Below are 15985 nucleotides of genomic sequence, written 5' to 3' on the forward strand. Positions count from 1 at the left end.
GGGAGGAGGACGGTTCCGGGGCGGCGATGGAATGCCCACCGGCCAGCGGGATACCGGCGGCGGCGCATACCGAGCGGCCACCACGAATCACTTCACGGGCAATCTCCGGTGCCAGCACATTCACCGGCCAGCCCAGAATCGCGATGGCCATCAGCGGGTCGCCGCCCATGGCATAGATGTCGCTGATCGCGTTTGTAGCGGCAATGCGGCCGAAGTCGAACGGGTCATCGACAATCGGCATGAAAAAATCAGTGGTGGAGACCACGCCGCGCTCGTCGTCAATGGCGTACACCGCCGCGTCGTCGCGTGAGGCGTTGCCGACCCACAGGTTGGGGTCGAGGTTCTGCGCGCCGCTGCCGGCGAGGATCACTTCCAGCACCTGGGGCGAAATCTTGCAGCCGCAACCCGCGCCGTGGCTGTACTGGGTGAGGCGAATCGGCTCGTTCATGGTGGACCTCAAGGTAACAAGTGGTCGGATTCTAACAGACAGTAAAAAGCCGGCTGGGCTCTTGTGAGCTCAGCCGGCTTTTGTAGGTGCGCCGTTACTGGCGGGCAGCGAGCAAACGCTTGTGACGGTTGCGCCGTGCGATGTTCAGGCACTCGATCACCGCCGAGAACGCCATGGCCGCATACACATAGCCTTTTGGCACATGGGCGCCGAAGCCTTCGGCGATCAGCGTCATGCCGATCATAATCAGGAAGCCCAGCGCCAGCATCACCACGGTCGGGTTATCGTTGATGAACTTGGCCAGCGGTTCAGCCGCCACCAGCATCACGATCACCGAGACCACCACAGCAATGATCATGATCGGCAAGTGCTCGGTCATGCCCACAGCGGTGATGATGCTGTCGATGGAGAACACCAGGTCGAGCAACAAAATCTGCCCGATGGCTGCGGCAAAGCCAATGGTCACGGTATTGCTGACGGTTTGCTTCTCTTCAGGCTCGGGATCCATGCTGTGGTGGATCTCGGTGGTCGCCTTCCATACCAGGAACAGGCCACCGGCGATCAGGATCATGTCCTTCCACGAAAACGCCTGGCCGAAGATATCGAACACCGGCGTCGTCAACTGCACGATAAACGCGATGGTGCTCAGCAGGCCGAGACGCAATACCAGCGCCATGCTGATACCGATGCGGCGTGCCTTGGCCCGGTGCTTCTCGGGCAATTTGTTGGTGAGGATCGAGATAAAGATCAGGTTATCGATGCCCAGCACGATTTCCATGACGATCAAGGTAGCCAGTGCAACCCAGGCGGTGGGGCTGGCAGCCAGTTGTAAAAGGTAATCCATAGGTCAGTCCTGACGTTGTGCTGGGGAGTTAGGCTTCTTTACTGCTCGAATCGGGTTCTTTTTCTGGCTGATCATCCTTTTTCTGCGGGCTGATCAAGCCCTGTGTCGCTTCACTCAATGCCTGCTCGGCGGCCTTATGGGTGTCATCGATAGCTTGCTTGGCGGATTCGGTTGCCTTGCCCAGTACTTGCTGCGCGCTTTTCTCTACCTGATCACAACCAGTGATCACCACCAATGAAAGCGTAAGCAGCAACGCGGCGCCCAGAGAATTGAGTTTCATGATGTATTCCTCGTTAGAACCATTGGGTCCAAATAGTGGCCCCTCGATAGCCAGGCATTCTATGTAACCGAACAGTTCAGGAAAATTCGTATTTTTCTCATATATACTTCGCTTTTTACGAAGTGTAGCTCGCCATGCTCAATTATCGACAACTGCATTACTTCTGGGTCGTGGCCAAGACCGGCAGCATCGTGCGCGCGTGCGAGCAACTGAACCTCACGCCGCAGACCATCAGCGGGCAGATCAGCCTGCTCGAGCAAACCTTCGGTATCGCGTTGTTTCAGCGTGTCGGTCGTCAGCTGGAACTCACCGACGCCGGGCGCCGGGCCCTTCCCTACGCTGAGCAGATGTTCCAGACCGCGAATGAGTTGGAGGCGTTGTTGCGCGCAGAACCCAATGAACAGCAGATTCTGTTCCGGGTTGGGGTGGCGGATGTGGTACCTAAATCCATCGTCTACCGGCTTATCGCGCCAACCATGGCGTTGAGCGAGCCGATCCGCATCACCTGCCGTGAGGACAAACTTGAACGTCTATTGGCCGATCTGGCGATCCAGCGCCTGGACCTGGTGATCTCCGACAGTCCCATGCCCACGCACTTGGACATCAAGGGTTACAGCCAGAAACTGGGCGAATGCGGCATTAGTTTTTTCGCCACCCAGGCGTTGGCCGACCAGTACGGCGGCGATTTCCCACAGTGCCTGCACGGCGCGCCGCTGTTGATTCCGGGGGCTGAAACGGTGGTGCGCAGCCGCTTGCAGCGCTGGTTCGCCGAGCAACAGATACAACCGAAGATCATCGGCGAGTTCGACGACAGCGCCTTGATGCAGGCGTTTGGCCAATCCGGCAGCGGAATCTTTATTGCCCCCAGCGTGATTGCCGATGAAGTGGTGCGCCAGTACGGCGTGGCGCTGATCGGTCAGACCGATGCGGTGACTGAGTCGTTCTACGCGATCTCGGTGGAGCGCAAGGTCAAGCACCTAGGAATCGTAGCGATTACCGAAGGTGCTCGGCGCGAGTTGTTTACCGCCCTGCCCTGAGGGCTTAGGCGGTGGCTGCGGTCGGTTTGGCGGTCATCAACCCTAGCGCCAGCAGGATCGACGCGAGGATAAAACCGGATGCCGCAAAGCCCAGACTGCCAAGGCCGAGCGTATCGATCACATGCCCACCGACCATTGCACCCAAGCCAATGCCCAGGTTGGCGCCAGCAATATTCAACGATGCCGCAAACGCCGGAGCATGAGGCGCGGCTTTCATCAAGCGCACATGACTGACCAGGAACATTGCCGCCTGCGTCACGCCCCACACCGCCATCGCGGCCGCCAGGCCAATCGTTGAGTGAATCGCCGGCACCAAGGCCACCATGCCCGCGATCATGAACCCGCAGAACACCATGGAGGCGATCAACGGGTGGCGGTCCACTGCGCGCCCGCCCAGGGAGTTGCCGATCAGGCCCACCGCGCCAAAGCCCATCAGGCACCAGCCCACCAGCGTGCCATCGAAGCCGGCCAGGCGCTCAAGAATGTCCGCCAAATAGGTATAAGCGGTGAACATGCCGCTGAACACCAGAATCGAGAGCAAGATATGGCCCTGCATCAGCGGGTTGCGCAGGATCTTGAACTGCGAGCGCAGCGACACCTGATCGTGCTTCGGTGTTGTCACCGGCAGGTAGATGAACAGCAGAAATGCCTTGGCCAACGCCACCACCGCAAGGATGGCAAACGCGGTGCGCCAGCCGAACATGTCGGAAACCAACGTGCCCACGGGGATGCCAAACACGGTGGCGCACACAATGCCGAAGCCGATTTTTTCGATGGCGCGCCCGGCATATTCCGGGCCGACGATATCCACCGCCGTCTCGCTGGCCAAGGCCCAGAACACCGGCAAGCCCAGCGCCGGAATCAACCGCGCGAACGCCATCACCCAAATATTCGGCGCCAACGCTGCCACGGTGTTGGCCACGCCAAACATGATCAGGATGCTGATAAACAGCCGCTTGCGTGGGAATCGTGCGAAGTACGCCGTAAGAAATGGGCCGAACGCCGCCACGGTAAAGGCGAACAGGGTCACCAGCAGACCGGCCTGGGACACGCTGACATTCAAGTCTCGGGCAATCGCCGGCAACAGGCCGACGATGACGAATTCTGTGGTCAGCACGGTAAAGCCGGCGGCCGACAACAGCAGGATGGGAAACAACATGAAAACTCCAGAAACGACGACATCAACGACAGCCCGAAGGGCTCGCTGACGGATAGGAAAAGTGAGAGGCGAGAATGTTAACAGAGTATGTCGGAATTTGGCCAAAGCCTACGAACACGGTGACGGAATGTCGCACTGAACGAGACCCTTCCTACAGCATGTTAGACTTTGCGCCTGCTTCCTTCGCGCTACCTGCCTGCAATGCTGCTTCCCATTAAAACAACTAGAGACAACTGTTTATGACTGCCGCCCCTTCCCTTTTCCAGCGCCTGACCCGCACCACCCTGGTCACGCAAATCCTCGTCGGTCTGGTCGCCGGCATTCTGCTGGCCCTGCTGTTGCCCGAGGCAGCCATGGCCACCGGTTTTATCGGCAAACTGTTTGTCGCCGCGCTCAAGGCCGTGGCGCCGATCCTGGTGTTTGTACTGGTGATGGCATCGGTTGCTGGCCATAAACATGGCCAGGAAACCCATATCAAGCCGATCCTGTTCCTCTACCTGCTCGGCACCTTCGCCGCCGCCGTCGTCGCGGTAGTGGCCAGCACACTGTTCCCCTCAACGCTGGTTCTGGCCACCCATGACCTGACCATCAGCGCCCCCGGCGGTATCGGCGAGGTCCTGCAAAGCTTGCTGCTCAGCGTGGTGGATAACCCGGTCCGTGCGCTGATGAATGCCAATTTCATCGGCATCCTGGCCTGGGCCATCGGCATGGGTGTTGCGATCCGCCATGCCGGCGAGACTACCCGCACGGTGCTGGCTGACCTGTCCAACGGGGTGACACTGATTGTGCGCGTGGTGATTCGCTTCGCACCGCTGGGCATATTCGGCCTGGTGGCCTCGACCCTGGCCACCTCCGGTTTCGGCGCCCTGCTCGGCTACGCCCACCTGTTGACGGTGTTGATCGGCTGCATGCTGTTCGTGGCGTTGGTGGTCAACCCGGCCATCGTGTTCTGGAAACTGCGCCGCAACCCGTACCCGCTGGTACTGATGTGCCTTCGCGAAAGCGGCATCACCGCGTTCTTTACTCGCAGCTCGGCGGCGAATATCCCGGTGAACCTTGCGTTGAGCAAACGCCTGGGCCTGCATGAAGACACCTACTCGGTGTCGATCCCGCTGGGGGCCACCATCAACATGGCCGGTGCCGCGACGACCATCACCGTGCTGACCCTGGCGGCCGTGCACACCCTCGGGATTGCTGTGGACCTGCCGACCGCCGTGCTGCTCAGCGTGGTCGCGGCGGTGTGTGCCTGTGGCGCATCGGGTGTGGCTGGCGGTTCGCTGTTGTTGATCCCCTTGGCGTGCAGCCTGTTCGGCATTCCCAGCGAGATCGCCATGCAGGTGGTGGCCGTCGGCTTCATCATTGGCGTGCTGCAGGACTCGGCGGAAACTGCGCTCAATTCGTCCACCGATGTGCTGTTCACTGCAGCCGCATGTTTAGGCAAGGAACAGCAGCCCGCTTAATCATCAGGCGTAAAAAAGCCCGGGGCGTTCGATCAAGAACAACCCCGGGCTTTTTTATGGGCTTGAAAAGCGGCTATTTAGAAAGCAGCTATTTAGAACGCGCCCATGTAATCACGCTTGCCCACTTCTACACCGTTGTGACGCAGCAAGGCGTAAGCGGTTGTGACATGGAAGAAGAACTGCGGCAGGCCGTAGGTCAGCAAGTAGGACTGGCCGCTGAAGCGCTTCTCTTTCGGCGTGCCTGGGCGGGTGATGATCTCGATACCTTCCTTGCCGTCGACTTGCTCAGGCTTGATGGTGTCGACGAACGCCAGCACCTTGGCGATCAATGCTTGCAGATCAGCGAAAGTGACTTCGCTGTCTTCGTACTTCGGCACTTCGATCTCGGCCAGGCGTGCGGACACGCCTTTGGCGAAGTCGACAGCGATCTGTACCTGGCGCACCAGTTGGAACATGTCCGGGAACAGACGCGCTTGCAGCAAGGCATTCGGCTCGATGTTCTTGGCGGTGGCGTGGGCTTCGGCTTTGTTCAGCACATCGCTCAAGGCGTTGAGCATTTGCTTGAAGACCGGGATGGAGGCGGCGTACAGGGAAATAGTCATGACAGTCTCGCGGTTATGGCAGGGTTTGGAACCAGCGGCGATTATAGACATGCCAGCTGCTTGTCTTTTATTTTTTCCAGCTTAGGCTAGTGCGTTCACTGCATAGGGAAAGCGCGATGACCGCCGAGCACGACACCGAGCCCCCTGAGCCGCGCCTGAACAGCACGGAAATCCGCATCCTGGGCTGCCTGATCGAAAAACAGGCGACCAACCCGGAAACCTACCCCCTGACCCTCAACGCCCTGGTGCTGGCCTGCAACCAGAAGACCAGCCGTGAACCGGTGACGAACCTCAGCCAAGGCCAGGTCGGCCAGAGCCTGCGTGCATTGGAAGGCCAAGGCTTTACGCGCTTGGTGATGGGCAGTCGCGCCGACCGTTGGGAGCATCGCGTGGACAAGGCGCTGGAACTGGTGCCGGCCCAGGTGATTGTGATTGGGCTGCTGTTTTTGCGCGGGCCGCAGACCGTTAATGAGCTGCTGACGCGCAGCGGGCGCATGCATGATTTTGAAGATGCCGAGCAGGTGGCGCACCAGCTGGAGCGCCTGATTGCGCGCGGGCTGGCGGTGCTGGTGCCGAAACAGACGGGCCAGCGGGAAGACCGTTATACCCATGCGCTGGGGGATCCGGCGGACATTGAGGTGATTCTGGCGGCGCGCGGGAGTCCGGTGGAGCGCTCGACCGGTGCGGTCTCACTGGATCGTATCGAAGAGCTTGAAGCCAGGATTGCAGCGCTGGAAGAGCGCCTGGCACAGCTGGAACAGGCTTAACTCGGTCAAACATGTGGGAGCCGGCTTGCTCGCGAAAGCGGTGAATCAGTCGGTTCATCTATTGACTGACACACCGCCTTCGCGAGCAAGCCCGCTCCCACATTGACTATGTACAAGGCTTAGCCTCGGGCGAAGGCCACTGCCGCCTTAAACTGCTCATCAGTCGGCCGCACGCCGGTGTACAGCACAAACTGCTCCAACGCCTGGATCGCGATGACTTCCAGGCCGGTGATCACCCGCTTGCCTTGGGCACGCCCGCGCACGATCAGCGGCGTTTCGGCCGGGATCGCCACCACATCGAAGACCGTGTCAGCCGCGTCCACAGCCTCAGTTGCAAAAGCCAACTGGTCCGCCTGCGCCCCACCACTCATGCCGATCGGCGTCACGTTGACCAACATCTGCGGGCGCAGGTCTCCCAGCTCCGCCTGCCATTCATATCCGAGGCTTTGCGCCAACGCCCGGCCCGCCGCCTCGTTGCGTGCCACAATCACGCCGTTGGCGTAACCGCCGTCGCGCAAGGCGCTGGCCACGGCCTTGCCCATGCCGCCGCTGCCATGCATGGCAAAGGTCGAACCCTTCGGCACGGCGTGCTTTTTCAGCAGTTGTTCGACAGCGATGTAGTCCGTGTTGTAGGCCTTGAGGTGGCCGTCAGTGTTGACGATGGTATTGAGGGACGCAATGGCCTTGACCGAATCGTCCAGCTCATCGACCAGGGCAATGCTGGCCTCCTTGAACGGCATGGAAACACCGCAGCCGCGCACGCCCAACGCGCGTATACCGCCGATCGCGCCGGGTAAATCCTGGCTGCTGAAGGCTTTATAGTAGAAGTTCAGACCCAGCTGTTCATACAGATGGTTATGGAAACGCAAGCCAAAATTCCCGGGACGCGCCGACAATGACATGCACAGCTGGGTGTCCTTGTTGGGGTGCATCTGCATGGAAAACTCCTTTGAGTAAGCAATTGGGTACAGACCTTACACAACCTTTACCTATCGGCTGTGCTGTTTTTCAGAAACACGTTGTCTTAAAAGTATCCCCGCGACACTCCTTGAGTCTATTGATTGCAGACCACAAGCGCAGGGGCTAACCGAGGAATGACCATGATTCGTAAAATCCCCAAGATCGCCTTGCTTATCGGTGCACTCGCTATGGCAGGCCAAGCCTCCGCCCACGGTGGCGGATGGGGTGGCCCTGCCGTCTTGGGTGCGTTAGTCGGCGCAGCTGTCGTGGGCTCCGTGGTTGCCAGCCAACCGCGTGAGGTTTACGTGCAGCAGCCGGTGTACGTCCAGCCGCAGCCGGTGTACGCCGCTCCGCCGCCGGTCTACTACGCACCGCCACCGCCGGTGTATGTGCAACAACAGGTTTATTACCGCCCGGCGCCGGTCTATTACGGCCCACCGCGTGGCTACTACGGCCCTCCCCACGGCTATTACCGTCGCGGCTGGTAACACTTAACTGACATGACAGGAACAGGCCTCGCCTACATGCGGGGCCTTTTTTCGCCCGCAAAGTCCGGTTTCAGAGTGCCAAGGTCGCTATGAGGACAATGGCATGGCCGTAATCACACATTATTAAGGCCAATGTCTACTTGCCGGGACGTTACTCTCGCTGTCATGTTTACGTCACGAAACAGTCTCATTATTGACCCTGTCCATCCAAAAACAACAAGGACGACTGACCATGCCCACGCAAAACCCGCACCGTACCGCTGGCCTGTGTACCTCCAGCAAGGTCTACAGCGCGCTGACCGAACTCAAGCACCTGGAGGGCCACCGCAGCGCGAAGTTCCTGGCGCTGCTGGCAGAAAACCTGGTGCGCAAGGGCCTGATCAGTGAACAGGAAGTGGTGAACATGCTGGATCAGGTGGTGGATTGACGCTTAGCGTTGATGTCGACTATCGAGCCAGGTGATTTTTCCTGCGTGCATTCACCGCTTAAGGTGACCTCCATAGAAATAGGAGGTATTTATGCCCACTGTCCAGATCATGTCCGTCATCGGCAGCGCCGTCCCCGCCTCGCTTCGCGAGCATGGATTACTGGCCTGCTGGTACCTGGTACGCGATGGCGAGCCCATCAGCGGCCCGCTCACCTCGTTATCCGCCGCACAAAAACAGCTGCAACAAGCGTCCACGTTCAGGCTTCACGCCTGATGTTCAAGGCAGCGGCAGCTTGACCCGCGGCTTGCTCTCCACAAACAGCGCCCAGCTGGACATGAACAACGCCGCCACCAGCGGCCCGATCACAAACCCGTTCAGGCCAAACACCGACAGGCCACCCAGAGTCGAGACCAGGATCAAGTAATCCGGCATTTTGGTGTCCTTGCCCACCAGGATCGGGCGCAGCACGTTGTCCACCAACCCGATCACAAACACCCCGAACAACCCCAGCACCACACCCTGCCAGATCGAACCGCTCAACAGGAAGTAGGCGGCCACCGGCCCCCATACAATCCCCGCGCCCACCGCCGGCAACAGTGACAGAAACGCCATCAACACCGCCCAGAGCAACGCACTGGGAATATCCAGAAACCAGAAGATCAAACCGCCCAGCGCACCCTGGGTCACGGCCACCAATACGTTGCCTTTGACCGTGGCGCGCACCACCCGGTTGAACTTGAGCTGCAAGCGACGCTTTTGCGGCTCGGCCAGCGGCACCGCCGTGCGCACCTTGCGTACCAGCTCGGGGCCATCGCGTAGCAGGAAAAACAGCAGATAAAGCATGATGAAAAAGCTCACCAGAAAATCAAACGTGCCCTGGCCGAAGCTGAACGCCTGGCTCGCAAAGAACTGGCTGCCTTGCATCGCGCTCTTGACGATTTTTTCCCGCAAGCCCTCCAGGTTGCCCATGCCGAAGCGGTCAAGCAGGTGCTGGAAGTAAGGCGGTAGCACATTCTTGAACTGCTCGATGTAGCTGGCCACATCCAATTTGCCGCTTTCGATGTTTTTGTAGAGCGTCGCCCCCTCCTGCACCAGCAATGTGCTGGTGATGATCACCGGTAAAATCGCAATGATCAGGCACACCGTCAGGGTTGCCAGCGACGTCAGGTTGCGGTTCCAACTGAACCGCTGTTGCAGGCGCCGCTGCATCGGAGCAAAGATAATGCCGAGGATCACCGCCCAGAACACCGCGCCGTAGAACGGCAGCAATATCCAGATGAAGGCGATGGTCACCAGGGCCAGCAGCAACAGCAGGGTTTTGAATTGCAGGTTGGTTTGATTCATGTCCGGTCCATGTCAGAAAAGCAAAGGCCCTGTGTAGGCCCTGTTGCTTAGTCCGCTACGAATCCTGGGAGTGCCCTTGATTCTCCAACAAGCACAGACCGCTTGATTCAGGCGATTGAAGCCCCCGTCTTGGGGTCATTCAACAGCGCTTGAATCATCCGTTGCTAAGACTCATAGCGCCCCTCGCCAAGGTGGCTGTAACGCGCGCGCCCCTTCGCCTTGATCAAGCCATGATACAAAATCAGCAAAGGGCGATCTGGATCAATAAATCCCGCCTCAAGCTCCACTACCCTCGCGACCTTTTGCGACGTGAGCCCATGCCCCCTGTGATCGCCCCCGAATTGCTCGCCCCCGCCGGCACCCTGAAAAACATGCGCTACGCCTTCGCCTACGGCGCCGACGCGGTCTACGCCGGCCAACCGCGCTACAGCCTGCGCGTACGCAACAACGAGTTCGACCACGCCCACCTGGCCCTCGGCATCCAGGAAGCCCACGCGTTAGGCAAGCGCTTCTACGTGGTGGTAAACATCGCGCCACACAACGCCAAGCTCAAGACCTTCCTCAAAGACCTGGCGCCGGTGATCGCCATGGGCCCGGATGCACTGATCATGTCCGACCCGGGTTTGATCATGCTGGTGCGCCGCCACTTCCCACAGATGCCGATTCACTTGTCGGTGCAGGCCAATACCGTGAATTGGGCCAGCGTGGAGTTCTGGCAGCAGCAAGGCATCGGCCGGGTGATTCTGTCGCGCGAGCTGTCGTTGGAAGAAATCGACGAGATCCACCAGCAGGTGCCGAGCATGGAGCTGGAAGTGTTCGTGCACGGCGCCTTGTGCATGGCCTATTCCGGGCGCTGTTTGTTGTCTGGCTATATGAATAAACGCGATGCCAACCAAGGCACCTGCACCAACGCGTGCCGCTGGAAATACCAGGCCACGCCGGCGGTGGAAAACGCCACGGGCGAGATCGTCCAACAATTCCAGCCGACCTTGGGCATCGGCACGCCGACCGATCAGGTGTTCCTGTTGCAGGAAGTCAACCGTCCCGATGAGCACATGCCCGCGTTCGAGGATGAACACGGCACTTACATCATGAACGCCAAGGACCTGCGCGCCGTGCAGCATGTGGAACGCCTGACGCACATGGGCGTGCATTCGCTGAAAATCGAAGGCCGCACCAAATCGCACTTCTACTGCGCGCGCACCACCCAGGTGTATCGCCAGGCCATCGATGACGCGGTGGCCGGTCGCGCGTTTGATCGCACCCTGATGACCGACCTGGAATCCCTGGCCCAGCGCGGCTACACCGAAGGTTTCCTGCGCCGCCACGTGCACGACGAATACCAAAACTACCAGAACGGCAGTTCAGTCTCGGAGCGCCAGCAGTTTGTCGGGGAATTGACCGGCGAACGCCGTGGCGAGCTGGCCGAGGTCAAGGTCAAGAATCGCTTCGCCGTGGGCAACCACCTCGAACTGATGACCCCCGCCGGCAACTTTCACTTTGACCTGGCCACGCTGCACAACGCCAAGGGCGAAGCCATCGAGGTGGCGCCGGGCGATGGGCACACCGTGTATGTGCCGCTCCCGGCCGAGATGGACCTGCGCTTCGGCCTGCTGATGCGCGACCTCTAACCCGCCCCACCGGTTCTCCATACAGGCTCCCACGAACGTCCATGCGCCTTGCGCACACTCAACGGCATCGTCACCCCGCCGAGCACGGCCTCCAACACCGCCCTGGCCATTGCCAACGGGGTTGGCACCGGCTGCGTGTGGAAAGCCAACGGTGCCGCTGCCAACCCCGGCGGTGGGGTGGTCAACATGGCCAACATGACCCACGAACGGGTGGAACTGATCAAGGCTCAGAGCAACTATCAGGCGAACGCGAAAACCATCTCGACGCAGAGCACGATCCTCAAGACCCTGATACAGATGACCTGATGCCGACCCTGCACTGAGCGATCAGATCCTGAACTGCCCCACCAATTGCCCCAAGCGCTGGCCCAAATCCGCCAGGCTGCGTGAGGTCTGGGCGCCCAGCTGGGTTTCATCGGCCACGCTGTCCACCGCCACGGCTATCTGATGCACGCTGCGGTTGATCTCTTCGGCCACGGCGGTCTGCTCTTCGGCGGCGCTGGCGATTTGCGCGTTCATTGAGTTGATGGTGCCGATCAGCTGGGCCATGGTGTCCAGCGACGCCCCGGCCTGGTTGGCCTGGGCCGAGGTGCCATCGCCCGCATCGCTGGAGCGGCGCATCGCGTCCACGGCGGCTTCGGTGCCTTTTTGCAGGCGGTCGATCATGCCCTGGATTTCCTGGGTGCTGGTCTGAGTGCGGCTGGCCAGTGCGCGCACTTCGTCGGCGACCACGGCAAACCCGCGCCCGGCCTCACCGGCCCGCGCAGCTTCGATGGCGGCGTTGAGCGCCAGCAAGTTGGTCTGTTCGGCAATCGAGCGGATCACCCCGAGCACGCTGACAATCGACGACACATCCTGCTGCAAGCTGTCGAGCGACACACCGCTGCTGCGGATATCGTTCACCAGCGCATGGATCTGCGCGATGCTGCCGTCCACCACGCGCTTGGCGGCCTGGCCCTCGGCGTCGGTCTGTTGCGCAGCGACGGCGGCGCCCTGGGCACTGCGGGCGACTTCATGGGCAGCGGAGGACATCTGGTTAATGGCCGTGGCCACTTGGTCCGTTTCGTGACGCTGGCGTTCCATCGCGGTTTCCGAGCGCTGGGCTTGTTCGGACACCTGACCGACCAGCCCGGTGAGCTGCGAAGTCATTTCGGTGATCTGGCGCACCAGCCCGTGGATCTTGTCGACAAAACGGTTGAACGCACTGGCCAGATCGCCCAGTTCATCCTGGCTGGTGATCGCCAGGCGGCGGGTCAAGTCGCCCTCGCCCGCCGCGATATCGTCGAGGTTGGCTTTCATCAAGCTCAATGGACGCAGGATGGTATTGGCGGTCACCATGCCCACAGCGGCAATCACCAACAACACCACCACGGCCACACCGAGGATGCTCAGCAGCACGCCTTGCATGCGCTTCTCAACCTTGGCCTCGACCACCGCCACCTGCGCTTCGATACCATCAAGGTTGACCGACGTACCGATCACCATGTCCCATTTTGGCAAGTATTCGGTATAGCCGAGCTTGGGCACCAGTTCAGTCTGGCCGGGCTGGGTCGAGCTGTATTGCAGGTAGTGAGTGCCGTCCTTGCCGACCTTGACCAGGTCGCGGTTGACGTAGACGCCGTTGGGGTCGCGGTTGTCCTTGAAGCTCTTGCCCACGCCGTCCGGGCTGTTGCCCTTGAACAGGCGGATGGTCTCGGAGTCGTAGCCGAAAAAGTAACCGTCCTTGCCGTAAGTGGTGTTAGAGAGCAGCTTGACCACCTCAGCCCGCGCGGCGCTATCACCGGGGGCGGCAGCGTCGTAGAGCGGTTTGATGGTGGTCATGGCCACTTCTACATAACTTTGCAGGGTGGATTTGGCGTCGTTGAGCAGGCGCTGGCGGGTTTCATCCACCTCGTTACGCGCCTGGCCCTGCAGGATCCAAACGGTAGTCAGGCTGATGACCACGGCGAACAGCAACACCGGCACGACGGCCAGGGACAGGACTTTGGCCTTCAAACTCAGACGCATGGCGTTTCTCTCTTATTAGGGGCGACTTCAGAGGTTAACGGCCGGTTGCGAATTATCTGTAGGACACTAAGCAGCTGTGGCGAGCGGGGATTGCCAGAACAAGTTCGCCCGGCACAGGTTAAGGCATTTCCAATAATTAAAGGGTCATCGCTGCCATCCAGCCAAACGCCAACAACGGAATGTTGTAGTGCAAGAAGGTCGGCACCACCGTGTCCCAAATATGGTGATGCTGGCCGTCGATGTTCAAACCGGAAGTCGGCCCAAGGGTGGAGTCCGACGCAGGCGAACCCGCATCGCCCAACGCCCCTGCCGTGCCGACGATGCACACGATAGCCAACGGGCTAAACCCCAGCTGCACACACAGCGGCACAAAAATCGCCGCCAGAATGGGTACCGTGGAAAACGACGAGCCAATGCCCATGGTCACCAGCAAGCCCACCAGCAACATCAATAACGCCCCCACCCCACGGCTATGGCCGATGAACGCCGCCGACGCTTGTACCAGCGAACGCACATCACCCGTGGCCTTGAGCACTTCGGCAAACCCCGAGGAGGCGATCATGATGAAGCCGATCATCGCCATCATCTTCATGCCTTCGGTGAACAAATCGTCGGTTTCACGCCAGCGCACAATGCCCGACACCGAGAAGATCAGGAACCCGGCCAAGGCGCCGATGATCATCGAGTCCAACCACAACTGAATGATGAACGCCGAAGCAATCGCCAGCCCGGCCACCAGCAGGGTCAGCGGGTTGTACTGCACTGCCGCTTGTTCGACGCGCTCGATTTTTTCCAGGTCGTACACGCGCTTTTTGCGGTAGCTGATAAACACCGCCACCAGCAGGCCAACCACCATGCCCAGCGCCGGAAGGCCCATGGCGTGGGTAACGTTGACTTGGCTGATGTCCACGCCGCTCTTGGCCACGTTGGCCAGTAGGATCTGATTGAGGAAAATGTTGCCGAAGCCCACTGGCAGGAACATATACGGGGTGATCAGGCCGAAGGTCATCACACAGGCGATCAGGCGACGGTCCAGTTGCAGCTTGGTCAGCACGTATAACAGTGGCGGCACCAGCAGCGGGATAAACGCGATGTGAATCGGCAGGATGTTCTGCGAGGCAATCGCCACCCCCCACAACAGGCCGATCAGCAGCCATTTGACATGGCTGGCGCCGCTGGTCTCCTGGCGATCGACCAGCATCAACGCCTTGTCCGCCAGGGCATGGGCCAGGCCGGACTTGGCGATCGCCACAGCGAAAGCGCCGAGCAACGCGTAGGACAGCGCCACGGTCGCGCCGCCGCCTAACCCGCCGTTGAAGGCCTTGAGTGTGGCCTCGATGCCCAGGCCACCGGTCAAGCCCCCCACCAGGGCGCCGACAATGATGGCGATGACCACATGCACGCGGGACAAACTGAGCACCAGCATAGTGCCGACCGCGGCGATGACTGCGTTAATCATGGTTACCTCAAGACAGAAACATAAACAACAGGCATGCCCGCGCCCGGGCGGCCATGGGGTTGGCGACCGGCGTGCAAGCTTTAGGAGGTCTTATTAGAGGGCGCGCACTTTGCAGCAGGCGGGCGCGCATGTCAAAAAACTGTGGCGAGCGAGCTTGCTCGCCACAACAAGCTCATTCACCACAAAAGCGCGATTCAATTGAACGTTTAAATAATAAAGAAGCCGCAACAACGGCCGATACAAGGGCTCTCTGTGTTTTCAGGTTAAGGATGCTCCTCGATGTCCCTCAGACAGCTCTCCATTCAATGGAAAATCACCCTGCTCGCCGGCCTCTGCCTGCTGGGGATCGTGACCCTGCTGGTGGGTCTGTCGCTGTATCGCATGGAGCACAGCTCGCAGCAGGTCAAAGCCTCGAGCATGCAAATGCTCGACGAATCCGCCCAGGCGCGTATTGAGGCCCAAGGTGAAGTGCAGGCGCTGGGGATTCGCCAGCAATTTATGGACGCCTACCAGTACGGCCATGGCTTTTCCCGCCAAGTGCTGTTTTTGCGCGAACAGGCGGAAAAGCGCTTCCTCGACGCCTTCGACACCCGCGAAGACCTGACCCGTCAGGTCAAGGCCGCGTTGCAGGCCAACCCGGACCTGCTCGGTTTGTCGCTGGTGTTCGAAGCCAATGCGCTGGACGGCAAAGACGAGTTGTTCGCCAACCAGGCGGAGCTGGGCAGCAATGACAAAGGCCGCTTTGCCCTGTACTGGTCGCAGCCGACGCCAGGCACACTGACCTCCATGGCGCTGCCGGAAAGCGACATGGCCGATACCCGCGTCGGGCCGAGCGGAGAAAAAGCCAACGCCTGGTTCACCTGCCCGCGCACTACCTTGAAACCCTGCGTGATCGAACCGTACTTTTATGTGATCGACGGGCAAAACGTGCTGATGACCAGCATCGTGTTCCCTCTGATGGTCAACGGCAAAGTCATCGCCTCGCTGTCGGTGGACATCAACCTCAACAGCCTGCAGGCCGTGAGCCAGCAGGCGAGCCAGAAGCTGTATGACGGTCAGACCCAAGTCAGC

General features: G+C 60.1%; 16 protein-coding genes and 2 pseudogenes. 8 read left to right on the forward strand and 10 right to left on the reverse strand.

The annotated features are described in order from the left end of the window. From selD to E0F99_RS13340, 3 genes are all read right to left on the reverse strand, one after another. A partial coding sequence (selD, locus tag E0F99_RS13330; protein ID WP_130908789.1) for a selenide, water dikinase SelD occupies nt 1–448 on the reverse strand: 448 nt, incomplete at its 3' end. A 94-nt stretch (nt 449–542) separates the two neighbouring features. Beyond that, nucleotides 543–1292 carry a TerC family protein gene (locus tag E0F99_RS13335; RefSeq protein ID WP_083359180.1) on the reverse strand — a complete coding sequence of 250 codons (750 nt, stop codon included), beginning with the start codon at nt 1290–1292 and terminating at the stop codon, nt 543–545. 28 nt (nt 1293–1320) lie between these two features. Further along, the gene (locus E0F99_RS13340) at nt 1321–1572 is read right to left on the reverse strand and encodes a hypothetical protein (protein ID WP_083359181.1); all 252 of its coding nucleotides are present in this window, start codon (nt 1570–1572) and stop codon (nt 1321–1323) included. A gap of 134 nt (nt 1573–1706) precedes the next feature. Between E0F99_RS13340 and nhaR the strand changes: the two genes are divergently transcribed. Beyond that, on the forward strand, nt 1707–2609 hold the full coding sequence (gene nhaR / locus E0F99_RS13345) for a transcriptional activator NhaR (RefSeq protein ID WP_083359182.1): 903 nt from the start codon (nt 1707–1709) through the stop codon (nt 2607–2609). 4 nt (nt 2610–2613) lie between these two features. On the opposite strand, the gene E0F99_RS13350 is transcribed toward nhaR, so the two are convergent. Beyond that, nucleotides 2614–3768 carry an MFS transporter gene (locus E0F99_RS13350; protein WP_083359183.1) on the reverse strand — a complete coding sequence of 385 codons (1155 nt, stop codon included), beginning with the start codon at nt 3766–3768 and terminating at the stop codon, nt 2614–2616. 239 nt (nt 3769–4007) lie between these two features. Between E0F99_RS13350 and sstT the strand changes: the two genes are divergently transcribed. Beyond that, nucleotides 4008–5228, forward strand: a complete 1221-nt coding sequence (sstT, locus tag E0F99_RS13355) for a serine/threonine transporter SstT (RefSeq protein WP_083359184.1) — start codon at nt 4008–4010, stop codon at nt 5226–5228. Between the two features lie 92 nt (nt 5229–5320). Here sstT and E0F99_RS13360 read toward each other — a convergent pair whose 3' ends face one another. Continuing rightward, nucleotides 5321–5830, reverse strand: coding sequence for a DUF1993 domain-containing protein (locus E0F99_RS13360; protein ID WP_083359185.1), 510 nt, complete (start codon nt 5828–5830; stop codon nt 5321–5323). Nucleotides 5831–5946: 116 nt separating this feature from the next. On the opposite strand from E0F99_RS13360, the gene E0F99_RS13365 reads away from it, so the two are divergent. Beyond that, nucleotides 5947–6597 carry a YceH family protein gene (locus tag E0F99_RS13365; RefSeq protein ID WP_083359186.1) on the forward strand — a complete coding sequence of 217 codons (651 nt, stop codon included), beginning with the start codon at nt 5947–5949 and terminating at the stop codon, nt 6595–6597. A 119-nt stretch (nt 6598–6716) separates the two neighbouring features. On the opposite strand, the gene E0F99_RS13370 is transcribed toward E0F99_RS13365, so the two are convergent. Further along, nucleotides 6717–7535, reverse strand: coding sequence for a shikimate 5-dehydrogenase (locus E0F99_RS13370; protein WP_083359187.1), 819 nt, complete (start codon nt 7533–7535; stop codon nt 6717–6719). Between the two features lie 156 nt (nt 7536–7691). Between E0F99_RS13370 and E0F99_RS13375 the strand changes: the two genes are divergently transcribed. The 3 genes from E0F99_RS13375 (at nt 7692) to E0F99_RS13385 (ending at nt 8746) form a co-directional block, all read left to right on the forward strand. After that, complete coding sequence (locus tag E0F99_RS13375; RefSeq protein ID WP_083359188.1) at nt 7692–8045, forward strand: hypothetical protein; 354 nt, start codon at nt 7692–7694, stop codon at nt 8043–8045. Nucleotides 8046–8277: 232 nt separating this feature from the next. Next, nucleotides 8278–8472: a hypothetical protein gene (locus E0F99_RS13380; protein ID WP_083359189.1), complete on the forward strand. Its 195-nt coding sequence runs from the start codon at nt 8278–8280 to the stop codon at nt 8470–8472. Nucleotides 8473–8563: 91 nt separating this feature from the next. Beyond that, complete coding sequence (locus tag E0F99_RS13385) at nt 8564–8746, forward strand: hypothetical protein (protein ID WP_083359190.1); 183 nt, start codon at nt 8564–8566, stop codon at nt 8744–8746. A 3-nt stretch (nt 8747–8749) separates the two neighbouring features. On the opposite strand, the gene E0F99_RS13390 is transcribed toward E0F99_RS13385, so the two are convergent. Continuing rightward, nucleotides 8750–9817 carry an AI-2E family transporter gene (locus E0F99_RS13390; protein ID WP_083359191.1) on the reverse strand — a complete coding sequence of 356 codons (1068 nt, stop codon included), beginning with the start codon at nt 9815–9817 and terminating at the stop codon, nt 8750–8752. Nucleotides 9818–10134: 317 nt separating this feature from the next. Between E0F99_RS13390 and trhP the strand changes: the two genes are divergently transcribed. Continuing rightward, entirely contained in the window at nt 10135–11448 is a 1314-nt protein-coding gene (gene trhP / locus E0F99_RS13395) for a prephenate-dependent tRNA uridine(34) hydroxylase TrhP (RefSeq protein ID WP_083360468.1), read from the forward strand. A 138-nt stretch (nt 11449–11586) separates the two neighbouring features. After that, a pseudogene (locus E0F99_RS13400) lies at nt 11587–11754 on the forward strand (flagellar basal body rod C-terminal domain-containing protein); the annotation flags it as partial. 21 nt (nt 11755–11775) lie between these two features. Here E0F99_RS13400 and E0F99_RS31120 read toward each other — a convergent pair. The 3 genes and pseudogenes from E0F99_RS31120 to E0F99_RS13410 all read right to left on the reverse strand — a co-directional run bounded on the left by E0F99_RS31120 (nt 11776) and on the right by E0F99_RS13410 (nt 14911). Then, nucleotides 11776–12597: a methyl-accepting chemotaxis protein gene (locus E0F99_RS31120; protein ID WP_406991760.1), complete on the reverse strand. Its 822-nt coding sequence runs from the start codon at nt 12595–12597 to the stop codon at nt 11776–11778. 36 nt (nt 12598–12633) lie between these two features. After that, nucleotides 12634–13455 (reverse strand): annotated as a pseudogene (locus E0F99_RS31125) (cache domain-containing protein); the annotation flags it as partial. A 136-nt stretch (nt 13456–13591) separates the two neighbouring features. Continuing rightward, nucleotides 13592–14911 carry a Na+/H+ antiporter family protein gene (locus E0F99_RS13410; protein ID WP_162276210.1) on the reverse strand — a complete coding sequence of 440 codons (1320 nt, stop codon included), beginning with the start codon at nt 14909–14911 and terminating at the stop codon, nt 13592–13594. Nucleotides 14912–15985: the final 1074 nt, after the last annotated feature.

Source organism: Pseudomonas antarctica, assembly GCF_900624995.1.
Classification (GTDB): domain Bacteria; phylum Pseudomonadota; class Gammaproteobacteria; order Pseudomonadales; family Pseudomonadaceae; genus Aquipseudomonas; species Aquipseudomonas antarctica.

What these genes read in the sequence shown, in the direction of transcription:
- E0F99_RS13335 (WP_083359180.1), bottom strand. Translation starts at nt 1,292, where the DNA reads ATGGATTACCTTTTACAACTGGCTGCCAGCCCCACCGCCTGGGTTGCA.
- E0F99_RS13340 (WP_083359181.1), bottom strand. Translation starts at nt 1,572, where the DNA reads ATGAAACTCAATTCTCTGGGCGCCGCGTTGCTGCTTACGCTTTCATTG.
- nhaR (WP_083359182.1), top strand. Translation starts at nt 1,707, where the DNA reads ATGCTCAATTATCGACAACTGCATTACTTCTGGGTCGTGGCCAAGACC.
- E0F99_RS13350 (WP_083359183.1), bottom strand. Translation starts at nt 3,768, where the DNA reads ATGTTGTTTCCCATCCTGCTGTTGTCGGCCGCCGGCTTTACCGTGCTG.
- sstT (WP_083359184.1), top strand. Translation starts at nt 4,008, where the DNA reads ATGACTGCCGCCCCTTCCCTTTTCCAGCGCCTGACCCGCACCACCCTG.
- E0F99_RS13360 (WP_083359185.1), bottom strand. Translation starts at nt 5,830, where the DNA reads ATGACTATTTCCCTGTACGCCGCCTCCATCCCGGTCTTCAAGCAAATG.
- E0F99_RS13365 (WP_083359186.1), top strand. Translation starts at nt 5,947, where the DNA reads ATGACCGCCGAGCACGACACCGAGCCCCCTGAGCCGCGCCTGAACAGC.
- E0F99_RS13370 (WP_083359187.1), bottom strand. Translation starts at nt 7,535, where the DNA reads ATGCAGATGCACCCCAACAAGGACACCCAGCTGTGCATGTCATTGTCG.
- E0F99_RS13375 (WP_083359188.1), top strand. Translation starts at nt 7,692, where the DNA reads ATGACCATGATTCGTAAAATCCCCAAGATCGCCTTGCTTATCGGTGCA.
- E0F99_RS13380 (WP_083359189.1), top strand. Translation starts at nt 8,278, where the DNA reads ATGCCCACGCAAAACCCGCACCGTACCGCTGGCCTGTGTACCTCCAGC.
- E0F99_RS13385 (WP_083359190.1), top strand. Translation starts at nt 8,564, where the DNA reads ATGCCCACTGTCCAGATCATGTCCGTCATCGGCAGCGCCGTCCCCGCC.
- E0F99_RS13390 (WP_083359191.1), bottom strand. Translation starts at nt 9,817, where the DNA reads ATGAATCAAACCAACCTGCAATTCAAAACCCTGCTGTTGCTGCTGGCC.
- trhP (WP_083360468.1), top strand. Translation starts at nt 10,135, where the DNA reads ATGCCCCCTGTGATCGCCCCCGAATTGCTCGCCCCCGCCGGCACCCTG.
- E0F99_RS31120 (WP_406991760.1), bottom strand. Translation starts at nt 12,597, where the DNA reads ATGACTTCGCAGCTCACCGGGCTGGTCGGTCAGGTGTCCGAACAAGCC.